The 15669-nt window shown below is 60.9% G+C and carries 16 protein-coding genes and 1 pseudogene; 6 read left to right on the plus strand and 11 right to left on the minus strand.

Annotated elements, in window-relative coordinates; genetic code table 11:
- Nucleotides 1-98: 98 nt before the first annotated feature.
- Entirely contained in the window at nucleotides 99-254 is a 156-nt protein-coding gene (locus tag QA640_RS46265) for a hypothetical protein (RefSeq protein ID WP_283043183.1), read from the plus strand.
- Between the two features lie 6 nt (nucleotides 255-260).
- Here QA640_RS46265 and QA640_RS46270 read toward each other — a convergent pair whose 3' ends face one another.
- From QA640_RS46270 to QA640_RS46280, 3 genes are all read right to left on the minus strand, one after another.
- Nucleotides 261-1211, minus strand: a complete 951-nt coding sequence (locus tag QA640_RS46270; RefSeq protein ID WP_283043184.1) for a histidine kinase dimerization/phosphoacceptor domain -containing protein — start codon at nucleotides 1209-1211, stop codon at nucleotides 261-263.
- A 91-nt stretch (nucleotides 1212-1302) separates the two neighbouring features.
- A complete protein-coding gene (locus QA640_RS46275; RefSeq protein WP_283043185.1) occupies nucleotides 1303-2226 on the minus strand; it encodes a Ku protein in 924 nt (307 codons plus the stop codon).
- A 608-nt stretch (nucleotides 2227-2834) separates the two neighbouring features.
- Nucleotides 2835-3176, minus strand: coding sequence for a hypothetical protein (locus tag QA640_RS46280; protein WP_283043186.1), 342 nt, complete (start codon nucleotides 3174-3176; stop codon nucleotides 2835-2837).
- A 124-nt stretch (nucleotides 3177-3300) separates the two neighbouring features.
- Between QA640_RS46280 and QA640_RS46285 the strand changes: the two genes are divergently transcribed.
- The 3 genes from QA640_RS46285 to QA640_RS46295 all read left to right on the plus strand — a co-directional run bounded on the left by QA640_RS46285 (nucleotide 3301) and on the right by QA640_RS46295 (nucleotide 5236).
- Nucleotides 3301-3456 carry a hypothetical protein gene (locus QA640_RS46285; protein ID WP_283043187.1) on the plus strand — a complete coding sequence of 52 codons (156 nt, stop codon included), beginning with the start codon at nucleotides 3301-3303 and terminating at the stop codon, nucleotides 3454-3456.
- 845 nt (nucleotides 3457-4301) lie between these two features.
- Nucleotides 4302-4499 (plus strand): hypothetical protein, encoded by a 198-nt coding sequence (locus tag QA640_RS46290; protein WP_283043188.1) that lies wholly within the window; start codon nucleotides 4302-4304, stop codon nucleotides 4497-4499.
- Nucleotides 4500-4927: 428 nt separating this feature from the next.
- Nucleotides 4928-5236, plus strand: a complete 309-nt coding sequence (locus tag QA640_RS46295) for a hypothetical protein (protein WP_283043189.1) — start codon at nucleotides 4928-4930, stop codon at nucleotides 5234-5236.
- A 352-nt stretch (nucleotides 5237-5588) separates the two neighbouring features.
- Here the strand turns inward: QA640_RS46295 and QA640_RS46300 are convergent, their stop codons facing one another.
- Genes QA640_RS46300 through QA640_RS46310 form a run of 3 tightly spaced genes read right to left on the minus strand, consistent with a single transcriptional unit; the run spans nucleotide 5589 to nucleotide 8691 of the window.
- Nucleotides 5589-6623 carry a cupin domain-containing protein gene (locus QA640_RS46300; RefSeq protein ID WP_283043190.1) on the minus strand — a complete coding sequence of 345 codons (1035 nt, stop codon included), beginning with the start codon at nucleotides 6621-6623 and terminating at the stop codon, nucleotides 5589-5591.
- Complete coding sequence (gene pdxA, locus QA640_RS46305; RefSeq protein WP_283043191.1) at nucleotides 6623-7627, minus strand: 4-hydroxythreonine-4-phosphate dehydrogenase PdxA; 1005 nt, start codon at nucleotides 7625-7627, stop codon at nucleotides 6623-6625. Before pdxA ends, QA640_RS46300 begins: the two co-directional genes overlap by 1 nt.
- A complete protein-coding gene (locus QA640_RS46310; RefSeq protein WP_283043192.1) occupies nucleotides 7627-8691 on the minus strand; it encodes a four-carbon acid sugar kinase family protein in 1065 nt (354 codons plus the stop codon). Before QA640_RS46310 ends, pdxA begins: the two co-directional genes overlap by 1 nt.
- Before the next feature lie 75 nt (nucleotides 8692-8766).
- Between QA640_RS46310 and QA640_RS46315 the strand changes: the two genes are divergently transcribed.
- Nucleotides 8767-9642 (plus strand): LysR family transcriptional regulator, encoded by an 876-nt coding sequence (locus QA640_RS46315; protein WP_283043193.1) that lies wholly within the window; start codon nucleotides 8767-8769, stop codon nucleotides 9640-9642.
- 36 nt (nucleotides 9643-9678) lie between these two features.
- On the opposite strand, the gene QA640_RS48570 is transcribed toward QA640_RS46315, so the two are convergent.
- Both QA640_RS48570 and QA640_RS46320 read right to left on the minus strand, forming a co-directional pair.
- Nucleotides 9679-10038, minus strand: a complete 360-nt coding sequence (locus tag QA640_RS48570) for an aldehyde dehydrogenase family protein (RefSeq protein WP_349253790.1) — start codon at nucleotides 10036-10038, stop codon at nucleotides 9679-9681.
- Nucleotides 9987-10847, minus strand: a pseudogene (locus QA640_RS46320) (aldehyde dehydrogenase family protein). The gene QA640_RS48570 and the pseudogene QA640_RS46320 overlap by 52 nt, the downstream one beginning before the upstream one ends.
- A gap of 216 nt (nucleotides 10848-11063) precedes the next feature.
- Here QA640_RS46320 and QA640_RS46325 point away from each other — a divergent pair.
- Nucleotides 11064-12089: an IS110 family transposase gene (locus tag QA640_RS46325; RefSeq protein ID WP_283043883.1), complete on the plus strand. Its 1026-nt coding sequence runs from the start codon at nucleotides 11064-11066 to the stop codon at nucleotides 12087-12089.
- 280 nt (nucleotides 12090-12369) lie between these two features.
- On the opposite strand, the gene QA640_RS46330 is transcribed toward QA640_RS46325, so the two are convergent.
- The 3 genes from QA640_RS46330 to QA640_RS46340 are packed head-to-tail and all read right to left on the minus strand — an operon-like array spanning nucleotide 12370 to nucleotide 15497.
- Nucleotides 12370-13605 carry an ABC transporter permease gene (locus QA640_RS46330; RefSeq protein WP_283043194.1) on the minus strand — a complete coding sequence of 412 codons (1236 nt, stop codon included), beginning with the start codon at nucleotides 13603-13605 and terminating at the stop codon, nucleotides 12370-12372.
- Nucleotides 13602-14333, minus strand: coding sequence for an ABC transporter ATP-binding protein (locus tag QA640_RS46335; RefSeq protein ID WP_283043195.1), 732 nt, complete (start codon nucleotides 14331-14333; stop codon nucleotides 13602-13604). Before QA640_RS46335 ends, QA640_RS46330 begins: the two co-directional genes overlap by 4 nt.
- A gap of 15 nt (nucleotides 14334-14348) precedes the next feature.
- Nucleotides 14349-15497 (minus strand): biotin/lipoyl-binding protein, encoded by a 1149-nt coding sequence (locus QA640_RS46340; protein WP_283043196.1) that lies wholly within the window; start codon nucleotides 15495-15497, stop codon nucleotides 14349-14351.
- Nucleotides 15498-15669: the final 172 nt, after the last annotated feature.

The raw sequence follows: 15669 nt of genomic DNA on the forward strand, positions 1-15669 counted from the left end.
TTCCCTTGGAACTGTTCAAAAGTGAACATTCAGGACGCGGCACCGAAACGATTTGCGGCCTCGAATGTTGGCAAGGACGAGGAGGATAGCTGGCTTCGATGAGGAATCCGGATCGCCCCGACGACCTGCCCGGCCGCGCAATAGCAGCTGAGATCGGCGAACGGCTCGGCCGGATGATGCGCGTGGAGAGGGAGCTTCCGCCCTCCCTGAAGTTGCTGCTTGAACGATTGCGGCTGTCGGAGCGCGCCTCGTGACCGTACCTAACGTGGTCGCGCGCGCACTCTGACGCACAGTCCGGGATCCTGCCGCTCGTAGGTGAGCTCGCCTTCGAGCTGCTGCGTGAGAAGCTGGACAATCCGCGACCCCAGGCCGCCCGGTGCGGAGCCATCCGCCAGACCGACGCCGTTGTCCGAAACCGACAGCTCGATCATGTCCGCGTTCGAAAGCGTTACTATGACGTGACCTGCCCTCTCGTCTGGAAAGGCGTACTTCAAGGAGTTGGTGACGAGCTCGTTCGCGATCATGCCGATCGCCAAGGCGTGATTGTGCTGCAGGACGAAGTCGCCGCAGACCACCTGGAACGCGACGGGCCCTGACGGTGCCAAAGACTGAAAGACCTTCTCGACGACGTCGTTCAGGAAGTAGCGCATGTTGACCGAGCGGGAGTCCTGCTTGACCGACAGGTGGTCATAGACCTCCGCCATCACCTGCAGCCTGCGGGCGGTGGCCTCCAGCGCGGCTGCGAGCTCCGGACTGCCGTGTCGCGCCTCCAACCGGATCATGCCCCCGAGGATCGCAAGGTTGTTCTTGGTCCGGTGCGCCATCTCCTGCAGCAGCACGGCCTTGGTCTTGTCGGCCAGCATCACCCGCCGGAGCTCCGCCCGCTGGAATTCAGCGACTGTGGCGGTCCCGGCCGCGGTGATGGCGAAGAGCGAATTGGTGGCCAGGAAATCGAGGCCGATGCCGCCCGCGTAGCTGACGTAGCCGCCGACCGCCACGGCAATCACGGCCGCGAAGATTCCCGAGCCTCGATCGAAGATCAGGCCTGACAGGAACACGCCGGGGAGCAGCAGGAAGTACCCCGGCGCGCCCGTCTGCATCTGAAGCGCCATCTGCAGGACGGCGCAGACGAGCATGATGCAAGCCGAGATGCCGTAACGGACGACCACTGGAAGCGAGTGCTCCAAAACGAGCGGATAGAGCCTGTTCATGGATTTGAAACCGCCTGTCACCGAGGGCCGTTCCCGCCGGCGTTTGAGCTCGGATGTCCGTACCTTCGTACCTCGCCGGGCCGAACGCCCGCTACGCCGACTTCCGCTGCGGCCTCGCCGCCGGCTTCTTCGCTGCCGCTTCCTTCGGCTTCTTGCCCTCGATCGGCATCAGCATTTCCTTCTGGCCGCTCGACGTCTTGCGGGGCTTCTTGCCGGGCCTGGCCGCCTTCGCCGGCGTGGCCTCCTTGCCGACCGACCGGCGTAGCGCCTCCATCAGGTCGACGACGTTGGTTGAGGCCGGCTTGGACTTCGGAGTGATGGGCTTGCCGGCGCGCTTCTGGTTGATGAGATCGATCAGCGCGGTCTCGTAGTGGTCCTCGAACTTCTCCGGATCGAACCGCCCAATCTTCTGGTTCACGATATGCTTCGCGAGGTCCAGCATGTCCTTCGTCAGCTTCACCTGCTGGATATCCTCGAAATACTCCTGCTCCGATCGGACTTCGTAGGGGTAGCGGAGCAGCGTGCCGACGAGGCCCTTGTCCATCGGCTCCAGCGCGATGACGTGCTCGCGATTGGTGAGTACGACCCGACCTATCGCGACCTTGTCCATCTCGCGGATGGTCTCGCGGATCACGGCGTAGGCATCGTGCCCGACCTTGCCATCCGGCCGCAGGTAGTAGGGGCGAATGAGATAGCGCGGATCGATATCAGCCTTGTCCACGAACTCGTCGATCTCGATGGTGCGCGTCGACTCCAGCGCGATCTCCTCAAGCTCTTCTTTGGTCACCTCGATGAACTGGTCCTTCTCGAGCTGATAGCCCTTGACGATGTCCTCGTTGGGGACCTCGTCGCCGGTGTCGGCGTCGATCTTCAGGTACTTGATGCGATGGCCGGTCTGCCGGTTAAGCTGGTTGAACGAGATTTTCTCGGACTCTGAGGTGGCCGGATAGAGGGCCACGGGGCACGTCACAAGAGACAGACGCAGGAAGCCTTTCCAATTGGCTCGGGGGGCCATGTACGCAGAACTCCGGTTCGGGGCGGCTTGGATTCAAGACGATGGGAGCCCTCCGGTTCCGACAGCTGCTGTGGGCCCGATCCAAATATATTAGGGCACTGCTGCAACCCCATAAAGCATCGCCCTAGCTAGGGCGTGCAGCGGTATTCCGCTAGTTTATTTCCCGTCAATCTGTCGTCCGAGCGCAACAGTAAACCGAGTTCCGTTAAGGCAAACAGCGCTTTTAATTTGCGGGGTCGAAACGAAACGTCGGCGTAGGCTTAGCAACACCGGGGGCTGGCGAATACTTCACCTATTTTTTTTGACCCGGCGGGGGCGCAGCGGCACGGTTGTCCTGCGGCCTTTTTGGGAACGAAGACCGCCGATGTGACCGACATCCTGTGAACCGCTTCACATGGGCGTGGCATGAAGGCGGCGTTGTCGCGCCCCATTGAACCTTTCTGGTTAAACAGGGCAACGAACCGGACCGTGACTTGTACAATTTTAAAAAGTCAACTTCCCGAACTATTAAGCTCAGCGCGATTGACTAGTCTGTGCCGGTTACTGCCTCGAAGGGCTTTTTGGTCCTATGACTTCTTGGAGGTGGCCCGATGATTGAGCGTCGATCACTAGAGCGTATTGAAATCAACCAGCCCGCGATGCTTCATTTTGATGGAATTTCCGGCGTACACGTCTGCATAGTAAAGGACGTCACCGAGCGGGGAGCTAAATTGCATAGCCCGTTTTACATTTTTTCTTCCGATTTTGATCTGTCGCCTGACGGCTTCAAGACGACGGCGCGCTGCCGTGTGGTGTGGCGGCGCGGAACGACGTGCGGCGTCAGATTTTTCAATTGACTTCGGGCCGCTCTCGAAAAGCCCGGCACGCCGCATGCCGCGCCCGGCTTCGATTCTGGTCAGGCCCTGGAGCACGTTCAGCGCGACCTGCGAAAGCAGCTCCGACTGCCACAAGTGACCCTACGCGAGAACCGGCGAGCCTCGCCACCTTTGCCAGCTGGAAAACTCCGCAGAGCACCGATGAGCCGCCGTTACCATAGTAGCTCGCAGTCTGATGCTGCATCATCTACATTGCCTCATGCCCCGCGATATCAAAGAGATGCTGATCGGCTTGGCTGGCATAATTTTATTTGGCGCCGCCATCAGCGCCTCACCGCCATTTGACCGTTTTGTTGACCAGTATTTCTTTTCCTACGTTCAAATGGTTTGGGACCTGGTACGCTACGTCCTCTAAAAAGACCGCTGCACCGATCGTGCGGCCAGACGAGCCGAGGCGATATGATCTTAAGCACTCACGCAGTTGTCGGCGGCGCCATCGCAAGCCTGTTCACGTCGCACCCAGTCCTCGTTGCGGTTGCGGCCTTCGCGAGTCACTTTGCGATCGATGCGATCCCGCATTGGGATTATCCACTTCGAGCGATCAGGTCAAAGCCCGGCGCCAACAATCGCCGCCTGCTAGCCGATCAGAAGCTTTTCCTCGATTTGGCTCTTATCGGCTGCGATGCTTGCGCGGGTCTATTAATAGCAGTTTGGCTTTTCGCGACGCCGGCAACGATTGGAGTGATCGTGCTCGGCGCCCTCGCGGGCATGATGCCCGACCCCCTACAGGTCGCGCACAGGACGCTTCCGAAGCAGCCCCTGACGACCTTGCAACGTTTTCATAGATGGGCCCACACGAAGCGGAGGCTTAGTTGGCCGCTCGGCATCAGCTCGCAAGCACTCTTTGCCGCATCCGTATCCTGGATAGTTTTGACCGTCGGGTGAGGGACGATGCCGGGAAATTACCGTGCGCATCGCTGTCCTAATCCCGTCACCCCCGAGTGCACCCGATGTTCTTGATCGCCTATGCGGCCTGCGTGAAGATGGGTGCTATTTGGGGCCGCCATCCGCCAGTCGAAGGGGAACGAAGAATCGGCTTCGCTGCGCCATCGGCTCAGTTGACTCGATAGGTGCGCACGCGGCCCATCGCGACGCCCAGGCCAAATAGTACAAGGCGACACTCGCTTGAGTCGCCCGAATCTCAAGGATCGAAAGCCCCTCTCCGCGCGTTGACTATTGAGCCCAAGTGCGAGGTCACCAATGATCAGCGACCGAGAACGGCGGGCTCGCACAGCGGCAGAACGCGAAGCCCACAAGGCATTCAAAAAGGTCAAGCCGAAGGAAGCTATGTCCGACTACGCCAAAGCGCAAAAGGCCTTCCACGATAACCGAGAACGCCTAAAGGCAGAACGGCTGGCGCGGGAGGCTGAAGCGGCCAACAGCACAAAAGCAGGTTGAGCGTCCATCTGGATGACCCCAGAGAGCCAAGTTGGTCGCTCCGCTGGAACGGACAGCGCGATGATCGCACTGAAGGCGAAGGCAAAATAGGGATGCCAGAGCTGCAGCTTCCCCATTGGCTGATGATCGCGGGCGGCGTGCTCGTTGTGCTCGGCGCAATCGGCGCGCGGGTTTCGGGCAGGTCACAGATTGATGCGCCGCCTGAAGCGGATCGAAGAGAAGCGACCGAATTGCTAGATAGGAAGTCTACCTCATCTCCATCCAACCTGTCCCCCGCTCGGCTTACGACCGGGCGAATGGAGAGACTTAGAGTTGGTTCCTGCTTCCTTGTCATCGGGAAGAATATGCAAACCCAACCCCATGATCGAGAAAGGGCTGTTGGCGGCCTCTCCTCACCTTCAAAGCCCGAATCGCGCTAGGGCTCGTTCATGAAGCTCACCATCGAGCGTCCCTTCGCCAACCCGGAAACCGCAGCCCGCAAGCTGGTCGAACTCGCCTCCGGTATCGAGCCGGTGCAAGACGGTCGCATTCATATCAACGCGCCGTTCCTCTACTCGCTCAAGGCCAGCGGACCGGAGTTCGGCGCCGGCATTAAGCATGCGGTCGACGAGATCAGACGCCCCGATTTAGGCATATTCTCGATCAAGCCCGGCCTTCGTGCCGGGCTTTTCGTCGGCCGTCGGCCAGGGGCTAGGGGCTGGGGCGGCCCTTCCGCACCGGACGGTAATCGGCGGTAAAGTGTCCGGTGGAGTCAGTGGAACCTTTTAGTTCCAAATGCAGCGCGTCCAGTGCGGCCAAGAACATACACGAACATACTTACCCCTTTAGAGGTAGGTGGTCGTTACAAACGCTGAACGCCCGCAGACCATGGGCAGAACTTGAAGTGTCCTAATCTTGATTTGCGAGTGTCCGAATTAGGATAGCACCCGAGCTTTTTCTTTCGTCAATCTTCGATCACCTCGTACTCGAAGGCGACGCCTTCCGTAGAACTTCGCAAGATGTTCGGGTTTTTGAGCGCTTGAGCGATACGAGCTGCTCAAGCGCATGGCCGACGGCGACAAGCGTTTGTGCCGATCGCAGGAAGACGGTCTAGCCCTTGACGTCGTGAGCGGTGCCGGCATCCATGGATGTGCCGGGTTCGAGCAGCACGACCTCGCAGATGTCGTCCAGCGCGACAGGGCAATGCTCAACCCCGTGCGGGACCACGATGAACTCGCCTTGCTCGATGATCTCGTCCCGATCGCGGAATTTCATCAGCAGGCGGCCCTTGTGCACCAGGAAGAGCTCGTCACTGCTCCTGTGAAAGCGCCAGGCGAACTCGCCCGCGAACTTGGCGAGCTTGATTTGCATGCCGTTGATCTGACCGGCGATCTTCGGCGACCATGTCTCCTTGAACTGCCCGAATGAGTTGGCAAGGTTCTTCTTGTGGAGTGGCGAGAGATGCCGATTGAGCGTGGCCACGTCGCGAATGATGGCCCCGAGCTGGAGAGCGACGTCCTTGTCGTCGGCGGGATACTTGCCGTCCAACGCGGCCGTGCCGATGGTGAAGCCGGCGGCGCCTGCGTCCTTCAGGGCGGCGATCCGCTCAGGCGTATCAATCGAGCCGGCCACATAGACTGGCTTGGACACCGCCGCACACACCGCTTTGATAAGGGCCGGGACGTTTTCCTTGGAGCGATAGGCGAGCAGGTCGAGGCCGTGCACGCCCTCCCGCGCAGTGAGCGCCTTGGCGCTTTCAACGATCTCCTCGATGCTCCCTTCGAGCACGCTGGGGTGACCCGTGATGCGACCCGGGAAGGGACAGTATTGAATGTCCGTGCCCGCAAGGATCGGCAGGACGTCGTCAACACGTGTGCCGCCGAGCAAGACGTCGACGCCGATGTCGACCGCCGCCTTCGCCGAAACGATCTCACTCTGCTGGTCGAGTGAAACGACTTCGAGATAGGAGGTCGCACCGTCTGCCTTGATGGCCTGGTTGAGAACTTTGAGCCGGTCGATCGGCAGGCCGATGTCCTTGAAGCCGATGTGACGAACGCCCAGACTCAGGGCGGTCTTGAGCTGTTCCGGGGCGTCCTCGACGGTGCGATCGTTGCGCGTGAGCATGAAGATGAAGCGAAGGCCCATTAGACTACCCCTTCCTTGGTCTTGATTTGCGCGGCGACGAGCCTTCGCGCGTAAGCCAGCGCGGTCTCGAGACTTCCCGTGTCGGCAATACCTTGGCCTGCAATGTCGAACGCCGTGCCGTGATCAGGGCTTGTACGGACGAACGGCAGGCCGAGCGTGATGTTCACACCCTTTTCGAGGCCGAGATATTTCACGGGGATCAGGCCCTGATCGTGATATTGGGCCACGACCACATCGAAGCGGCCCTTGCGGGCCTGCATGTAGACGGTGTCGCCGGGCCAGGGGCCGCTGGCGTCGATGCCCTCGGCGCGTGCCGCCGCGATTGCGGGACCAATGATCCGGATTTCCTCGTCGCCGAAGAGACCGCCTTCGCCGGCATGGGGGTTGAGCCCCGCGACCGCAACGCGCGGTGCCGCGATTCCGAGAGCCTTCCCACCCTCGTTTGCAAGCCGGATCGCCGACATCTGCGCGTCGAAATCCGCTTCATTGATGGCTTTGCGCAGCGACGTGTGGATCGTGACGAGAACCGTGCGGATATCGTCGTTGGCCAGCATCATCGCGACGCGCTTCGCGCCACCATATTCGGCGAGAATCTCGGTGTGCCCGGGATAACCAATGCCCGCGCTTGCCATCGCTTCCTTGTTGATCGGTGCGGTGACGATGCCGCTGACCTTGCCGGTTTTGGCTGCCGCGATGGCGGCGACGACGGCGTCGAAGGAAGCTTGGCCGGACATGGCGCTGACGCGCCCGAGCGGAGGCGGCGCGATGATTTGCGTCGCTTCGACGACGTCGATGGACCGCGGCTCAGAGCGCGCCTCTTGAGGTTCGGCGATGCGCTTGACCTTGAGGCCGAGATCCAGACGACGGACGATATTCTCCATCACGACCGCGCTGCCGAAGACGACCACGCTTTCACCGCCTTTGGCCAATGTCTTCGCCACGATCTCCGGGCCGATGCCGGAGGCATCGCCCATGGTGATGGCGAGGGGAGCGATTTGGGTCATCACAGAACCTTTTCTGACACCGAGGCGCAGGCGCGGAGCCGTGCGACCGCACGGCGTAGCGTGTCGTCGTCGCCAAAGCCGCCCGCCTTCATGGCGAGGAGCAGCTCTCGTCCATTCCCGACAGACGCGCGGCCAAGCGGAAACCCCGGCTCAAGCTCCTGCAGAATCTCGAACGCAGAGACGTCAAGACTATCGAGGATCGCTTCCATCGTATCCCCGCCAGTGGCTATCACCACGTCGCAACGCTCATCGACCAGCCTTCGAGCCGCAGCCTGCGCAATGTCGCGCAGGATGGAATTCGGGTCATCGATACGCTCCACCGGAGCTCTCAAAAGAGCAACACCGGGCTCGACCCCGATCCGATCGGCCTGACGATGGCTGCGCGGGTTAGCGCTGCCGACAACAACAAGAATCTGGCTGCCACCGGCCAGCGTCACGTCAGACGCAACCTGAACCGGCGCAAGCCGCTTCGCCAAAGCCAGAGCCATCCCCGGAGAGCCTACCCACAGAATCGATTCCGGATCCGGCAATGCCGCAATCTTTATGTCGAGTTCGTCCTGTGTCGCAGCATCAAGGATGACGACATTGCCGATGGAGGGCGGGACGAGTTCAACCAGCCGCGAGTGTCGCGCCGGATGGACGGGATCGCGACCATAGCCGGTCTCCGCGACCGCAATGCCGTCCACAAGCTGAACGCCGCCAACCGTCGTGCGTCCAGCGCCAGGGAACGCGGGTGCGAAGACCAGCATCTTGCGACCGCTCGCGGTGAAGGCCGCTTCCATTTCGGCCCTCACATGGCCGCGAAGAGTCGAGTCCACGGTCTTGTAGAGGACATCCCGTGAAGCGAGTTGCCCGGAAAGTTCGGATGTTCGCTGCATCGCCTGCGAAGCTGGAAGCGATCGTGATCCGCTATCGACGGCAAGGATCGTTGCGTTCGGTAGGGGCAGCCGGCGTCGGCCGACAACGGCTCGCAGGCCCCGCTGCACAAACGGAGCGGCCCCATCCGCTGCGCTGGTCAAGTCGTCGGCAAGAATGCCGATTGTGGATTGGCCATTGGTTCGCATGGGTCAATTATGCAAACCCAAGTCCAGCGCAAAAAGCGTTAGTTTCTGCGTATGATTGGTGATATTATATCACCAATGAAGCGGTCAGAAGTACCTTCCCTGGACGACTTACGTGCGTTCGAGGCCACAGCTCGCCTCGGGTCTGTCCGCTTGGCCGCAGACAGCCTCGCCTTGACCCACGGGGCCGTGAGCCGCCGCATCATCAAGCTGTCCGAAGACCTTGGCTTCAAACTCTTCGAAAAAAGCGGGCGTGGCTTGCGCCTCACCGCCGCGGGAGAGGCGCTCAACATCACGCTCAGCCGGTTCTTCACCGAGTTGGCGACAACCGTTGAGAGCTTGCGTGCTGCCAACGCTCGGCAAAATTCCCTCGTTCTCTCATGCGAGCCTTCAGTGGCAATGCGCTGGCTTATTCCGAGACTTGCGAACTTTCAGGCCATCCATCCTGACATCGCTCTCCATCTCTCTGTCGCCGGAGGCCCTGTGGAGTTTCGCCGCGACAGGATCGATCTCGCCATACGCCGGCTCGACTTTGCACTTCCAGATGCCTGGCATGTCCGGCGCCTTTTTCCTGAAAAGGTAGGACCCGTCATGAGTCCTCAACTCGCGTCGGCGTTCGCTTCCGGGGCGTACATCGCCTTGGGATCAAAGACCCGGCCGGACGCCTGGTCGCGCTGGCTTTCCGTCCATCCGTCAGTGCGGCGCCCCACGGAGATTCGCTTCTACGATCACCATTTCCTCATCGTCGAAGCCGCATCGGCCGGATTGGGTGTTGCCCTCAGCCCGTGGGTCCTTGCTACCGACGACATCGATAGAGGGCGGCTCACCGCACCTGCCGGTTTCGATCCCGATGAAAGCCACTACGGGCTTATCTGGACAGGAGAACCTGATCTGTCGGGAGCAGCACGCCATCTTGGTCAATGGCTGCAAGAACAGTGCAAGAGCTTCATTTAAAGCACGATGCTGCAGCTTTTCGGAGCCGATATTGAGCTAACGGTAGAATCCGAGAACTGCCTTGGTCTCGAGATACTCCTCCATGCCCTCGATGCCGTATTCGCGGCCGTTGCCGGAGCGCTTGTAGCCGCCAAAGGGAGCATTGGCGTCCCAGTCGGGATAGTTGAGATGCACTTGCCCCGACTGGATCTGACGGGCGACTACGCGCACCGTCTCCATATCAGTGCCTTGTACATGGGCGCCGAGACCGTAGACGGTGTCGTTGGCAATCTCGATCGCCTCCTCCACGGTGTCGTAGGGAATGATCGACAATACTGGACCGAAGATCTCCTCCTGCGCGATCCTCATGCCGCGACGGACATTGGAGAAGATCGTCGGCCGCGCATAGAGGCCAATCTGAAGGTCGTCGGGCCGCCCCGCCCGCCGGTGACGAGCTTGGCGCCTTCCTTCAGCCCGACATCGATCATCGTCTGCACGCGCTCGAACTGCGGCCGGTTGGCAATCGGGCCATGGGTCGTGCTTTCCGCAAGGGGATCGCCGACCACCAATTCAGAAGCGGCCGCCGCCGCCAGGATCTCGACCTCCTCCATTTGTGAGCGGGACACAAGCATGCGCGTGGGTGCGCTGCAGGATTGGCCGAGATTGCGGAAGGCGGCGCCGACGCCGAGCGGAACAGCACGGCTGAGATCGGCGTCCGGCAAAATAATGTTCGGCGACTTGCCGCCGAGCTCTTGGGCGACGCGCTTGACGGTGGGCGCGGCCTGCGCGACGAGAACGCCAGCGCGCGTCGAGCCAGTAATCGAGATCATGTCCACCTGCGGATGCGACGCCAGACGAGCGCCCACGATCGGACCTGTTCCATTGACGAGGTTGAAGACGCCGGGCGGACATCACCTCGGCGAATAACAAGGCGCTCAGGGGCGACAATTCACTCGGCTTCAACACCACTGTGCAACCGGCCGCGAGTGCGGGGCCGCTGTGATCTGGTAGAGAGGCCAGTTCCAGGGGGTGATGAGACCGCAGACACCGATCGCATCGCGCATGATTGCGGTGCTGCCGCGCGCGGCGATGAACGGATAGTTCGCGAGATTGTCGCGGGCGACACGGAGATGTTCGGCGGCCAGCGGCACCTGGCCGGCTGCAACGCCATGCACTTGAAAGACCGACTTGGCGATATCCAGGCCGATTGTCGCAATTGACTGCATAGCTTGCTCCTCCGAATCGTGGGAGCCTCAAACGGCGCCCACTCCTTGGCACATTCGATGCCGGGAGCGGGCGTCGTCCACATGGGGTAATCGCGGGAGCGAGTCGCCCCTGAGTCAGTCCCAACCGACAATGGAAGCTGGTGGCTGTTCCCCGATAGGATGGAAATACGGGCTCACGACTGGACGCCGGGCCCAAGCATCGAATGGAGAACAGCCATGGAAGAGTATATTGGTCTCGACGTGTCGATGAAAGAGACGGCAGTCTCGATCCGCCGAGCAGGTGAACGGATCTGGCGCGGCAAGTGCGCATCTGATCCCAGCATCGTCGCCGAGCTCATCCGCAAACGGGCGCCATCCGTGAAACGCGTGGTATTCGAGACCGGACCGCTGTCGGTATGGTTCTATCATTCTCTGCGCACCGAAGGGTTGCCGGCGATCTGCATCGATGCGCGCCATGCTAAAGCGGCGCTCGATATGGCAACGAATAAGACGGACGCGAACGACGCCGATGGTCTGGCGCAGCTCGCGGAAGTCGGGTTCTTTCGTGAGGTGCGTGTGAAGGGCTTCGACAGCATGCTGACCCGCACGCTTGTCGCAGCGCGGACGCGCCTGGTCCGAATCACTACCGAGCTTTCCAGCCAGATCCGCGGCGTCATGAAAACCTTCGGTCTGCTCGTTCCCGCCGGAAAGGGAAGCACCTTCGAGAAGAATGTGCGGAGCCTTCTAGCCGACCAGGACGGACTTGCATCCATCGTGCTGCCGATGCTGGAAGCCTGGCGTGGCATTCGCCTCCGCGCCGCCGAACTCGGACGCCAATTGGTGCGGGACGCGCGCCAGAGTCAGGCTTGCCGCATCCTCATGTCGATTCCTGGCATCGGTGCCATCACCGCAACCTCCTTTACCACCGCTATTGAGGAGCCTGACAACTTCAGGAAGTCCCGATCTGTCGGTGCGTGGATCGGGCTAACAACGCGCCGCTACCAATCCGGAGAAGTCGATTATGACGGCCATATATCCCGACGTGGCGACCACAATTTGCGAGGGCTTCTCTACGAAGCGGCGGCGGTCATTCTGACGCGCAGCTCAACTCACAGCACGCTGCGCACGTGGGGTCTGCAGCTCCGGGAGAGGATCGGCTTCAAAAGAGCTGCCGTGGCTGTGGCCCGCAAACTGGCGGTAATAATGCATACGATGCTTAAGACCGGCGAGCTGTTTAACCCGAATGCCGGAGCCGCCGCATAAGTCCCGATCGCGTTCGGAACCCGAACGCCTAAGGCGTCCCTGCCGGGACGTGAGCCGAGCCATTCCGCTGATGCTGTTGCATTGCTGACTCAGCAAAGCGCGTCGTCCACATTGAAGGCTCGTCCCGCGAAGCTCCATCATGCGGCGGCTGATGCCGACCGCGAAGACAACCATGCACCCGGCAGTGTCTCCTCAGGGATTATATGCTTGACGTCCCGGCAGCGATTAGACAACAGCATCAACTGCGGACTCATGCAGCGCAACAGACGTTCGATTCCGGCTATTCAAAGCGCAATGCTGCAATCGGATCGAGCCGCGCAGCCTTGTGCGCCGGATAGAGTCCGAACGAAATGCCGACAAACCCTGCGAATACACAAGCCAGCATGATAGCCCACGGGCTGATGAGAACGGGCCAACCGGCATTCCATGCGATCGCGACGGCGGCGACGGCTCCCAGCACTGCTCCTGCGATCCCTCCGATCAATGAAAGTATCAAGGCTTCGATCAGGAACTGCCATCGGATATCGCGGCGACTGGCGCCGACCGCCATCCGCAGCCCGATTTCGCGGGTCCGTTCGGTTACCGAGACCAGCATGATGTTCATGATGCTGATGCCGCCGACGACCAGCGAAACCGCTGCCACTGCGATCAACAAGATTCCGAGAGTCCGTACCGCTGCCCCACGTGCGGTCAACAGGTCCGCTGGATTCTCAATACTAAAATCGCTGGGAGCATCGCCGCGAATATGATGGCGCTGTCGGAGCAGCTCCGCGATTTCGCGTTCGATTTCCGACTTGTCGCTCGCATCGGACATCTTGATCGAGATGAAATCCAGGGCTTCGCGGGTAGTGCCGTGCACGGCACCGAGGACGCGGCTCTTTGCGGTCGAAAGAGGAATGAATACGTCGTCGTCCTGACTGCGTCCGGCTGCGCCCAATCCTTTTTTGTCGAGAACGCCGATGACCGTGAAAGGCACGTTGCCAATTCGAAACATCTCTCCGACCCTTGCATGCCCATCAAATAGCTCATCGACGATCACCGACCCCACGATCGCGACTTTGGCGCCGGAAGCGGTCTCGTCGCCCGTAAATAATCGCCCCTCGGTCACTTGCCACTCGCGGGCGATCAGATAATCGGTATTTATTCCAGCCACCAGCGTCACCCAGTTCTTATTGAGGGCGACGAGCGGCATCGACCGCGACAGCAGGGGGGCGGCAACCTGCACGTCTGCCAGTTCACGGCGGATCGCCGCGGCGTCCTCTTCGATGAGGGTAGGCTGTGTTCCGGACTCAAGCCTTGCTCCGCCAGCATTGCGCGCTCCGGGCAAGACCAGCAGGAGGTTGGCTCCCAAGGTGCGGATCTTTTCCGAGACCTCCGCTTGTGCGCCCGTTCCCACCGACACCATGCAAACCACGGCCGCGACGCCAACGATGATTCCAAGCGCAGTCAAGGCGCTGCGCAGCTTGTTCGCGCGAAGCGCGCGTCCCGCAATGCGAAGATCTTCCACGGGGCTCATGAAGAAGAACCCAAGCCGATGGCGCTTGAGGGCGCGCGTTCGCACGCTGCTCCATCGTCGTCGATAATTCGTCCATCATGCATGGTGATTCGTCGCTGCGCACGACCGGCAACCTCAGTAGCGTGCGTTACCACGATGAGGGTGCGACCGTCGCGATGCAGGTCGTCGAACAGAGATAGGATCTCCTCGCTCGTGGTGCTGTCCAGTGAACCCGTCGGCTCGTCAGCGAGGATGACGGCCGGATCGTTGACCATGGCGCGGGCGATCACAACCCGCTGCTGTTCTCCCCCTGAAAGTTGGTTCGGCCAATGATGACTACGGTCGGCCAAACCAACACGCGCGAGTGCATCCATCGCCGCACGGCGGCGTCTCAGGCGCGGCACGGACGCGTAGACGAGAGGTAACTCGACATTTTCCAGCGCGGTCGCCCGCGGCAGAAGCGCCGGCAATTGGAACACGAAGCCGATGTCTCGGCTCCTGATGGTCGCCCGCCCCGCCACGCTCAGTTGCGCGACGTCGCGTCCTTTCAAGGCGTACTCGCCCGAATCCGGCCGATCCAGCAGACCGAGGAGGTTCATGAGGGTGGACTTCCCCGAACCCGAGCGGCCTCGGATCGCGACGAACTCGCCAACCGCAATCGAGAGCGATACATTGGATACCGCAGCGATAACAGCTCCTCCGGATGAGTATTGCTTCGAGAGACCAACGGTCCGGACCAGCGGCGGCATCTTAAGAATCCGATCTCAGAATCCGAGGCGAACCCCGAAGTAGCGCTTCGGGGTCTGCGTACTGGCAACCCCGATGATCAGCTGCCGGCCCTCGGCGAGCTGGCCTTCTAGAAGTTCGGCACCATTGTCGTCCGTCGCACCCAACTTGACAGCGATCGGGCTGGGTTGCCCGTCATCGCCCACCGCCCAGACCGTCGCGAGTGCCTTTGGGGAAGCCGCTTCGGTCTGACTCCGGCGAGCGGATCGAGAACCGGCGTCCGCCGGCTGGAAACGCAGCGCCTGGCCGGGAATTTTGAGCACCTCACCAGTATCGGCCTCGTCAATCTTGCCATGCACCTCCATCTCACGCAGATCGTTCGCGATCTTGAACAACGTCTTGGCTTCGAGGCTGACGGCAACCGTTTGTCCCGGATTGACATCCCGATTGATGATGATTCCGTCGATCGGCGCGCGAAGCACGGTACGATCAAGGTCGAGCTGCGCCTGATCGAGGGCCGCCTGCTTCTGCTCGACAACAGCCTGTGCATTCTCGAGATTGGCCTCAGCCATTAGCCGTTCTGCTTCCGCGATCGCAATGGCCTCGGTCTTCATCTGGATCTGATCAAGGGAGGCGCGCAGGTCGGCAGCTCCCACATCACGCAGGGCCCGCGCCTGGGTTAAGTCGCGCTCGGTTCCGGCTCCGGTACGCGCCAATACCACCTTTCGCAGGAACTCCCTCTCGACCTCGTCCTGCCGCGCCTTATTCGCGGTCGATTGCTCCTCCGCCAGTTTTTCAGCCGTCTGCGCATTCGCGACCGCGACCTTCGCTCGTTCAAGTGCCGCCTTTTGCACCTCGGCAGTCGCTTTCGCCACTTTAAGGACCGCTTTCGCCTCGTTGACTCGGGCGGCAAAGATTTCTGGATCGATTTGCGCAATCGGCTGCCCAGCCGTTACAGCATCGTTGAAACTAACGAACACTTGCGCGATTCGCCCCGACAGTTGCGAGCTGACATCGACGCTTACGACCGCCTCGAGGGTGCCGCTCGCCGTGACCAACGTAGCGATGCTGCCGCGTTCGACTGGGGCAGTGAGGAAGGTCGGGACCGAGGTTTCGTGGCTGTGGCTATAGGTGTAACCCAACCCGACTATGGACCCGCAAAACAGAGCGGCAACGGCGAAACGCATGTGTGGCTATCATCCTGATCACTAACCGCTTGAAGCAATCCCAAGAAGCGGATCGGTTCATTCAACCCGAACATGTCCGCTAGACAGCGCGTAGAAAGCTGCTGCCTCCCAACGCCGGTCGGTCCCGGGAAACAGCAACACTTATTTCTCGAAGACCCCGACGACCAATGGG

Source organism: Bradyrhizobium sp. CB82, assembly GCF_029714405.1.
Classification (GTDB): domain Bacteria; phylum Pseudomonadota; class Alphaproteobacteria; order Rhizobiales; family Xanthobacteraceae; genus Bradyrhizobium.

Excerpts from the sequence above, each read along its gene's own strand:
- QA640_RS46285 (WP_283043187.1), top strand. The coding sequence starts at position 3,301 with ATGCCCCGCGATATCAAAGAGATGCTGATCGGCTTGGCTGGCATAATT.
- QA640_RS46315 (WP_283043193.1), top strand. The coding sequence starts at position 8,767 with ATGAAGCGGTCAGAAGTACCTTCCCTGGACGACTTACGTGCGTTCGAG.
- QA640_RS46325 (WP_283043883.1), top strand. The coding sequence starts at position 11,064 with ATGGAAGAGTATATTGGTCTCGACGTGTCGATGAAAGAGACGGCAGTC.
- QA640_RS46335 (WP_283043195.1), bottom strand. The coding sequence starts at position 14,333 with ATGCCGCCGCTGGTCCGGACCGTTGGTCTCTCGAAGCAATACTCATCC.
- QA640_RS46265 (WP_283043183.1), top strand. The coding sequence starts at position 99 with ATGAGGAATCCGGATCGCCCCGACGACCTGCCCGGCCGCGCAATAGCA.
- QA640_RS46270 (WP_283043184.1), bottom strand. The coding sequence starts at position 1,211 with ATGAACAGGCTCTATCCGCTCGTTTTGGAGCACTCGCTTCCAGTGGTC.
- QA640_RS46300 (WP_283043190.1), bottom strand. The coding sequence starts at position 6,623 with ATGGGCCTTCGCTTCATCTTCATGCTCACGCGCAACGATCGCACCGTC.
- QA640_RS46275 (WP_283043185.1), bottom strand. The coding sequence starts at position 2,226 with ATGGCCCCCCGAGCCAATTGGAAAGGCTTCCTGCGTCTGTCTCTTGTG.
- QA640_RS46330 (WP_283043194.1), bottom strand. The coding sequence starts at position 13,605 with ATGAGCCCCGTGGAAGATCTTCGCATTGCGGGACGCGCGCTTCGCGCG.
- pdxA (WP_283043191.1), bottom strand. The coding sequence starts at position 7,627 with ATGACCCAAATCGCTCCCCTCGCCATCACCATGGGCGATGCCTCCGGC.
- QA640_RS46295 (WP_283043189.1), top strand. The coding sequence starts at position 4,928 with ATGAAGCTCACCATCGAGCGTCCCTTCGCCAACCCGGAAACCGCAGCC.
- QA640_RS46290 (WP_283043188.1), top strand. The coding sequence starts at position 4,302 with ATGATCAGCGACCGAGAACGGCGGGCTCGCACAGCGGCAGAACGCGAA.
- QA640_RS46340 (WP_283043196.1), bottom strand. The coding sequence starts at position 15,497 with ATGCGTTTCGCCGTTGCCGCTCTGTTTTGCGGGTCCATAGTCGGGTTG.
- QA640_RS46310 (WP_283043192.1), bottom strand. The coding sequence starts at position 8,691 with ATGCGAACCAATGGCCAATCCACAATCGGCATTCTTGCCGACGACTTG.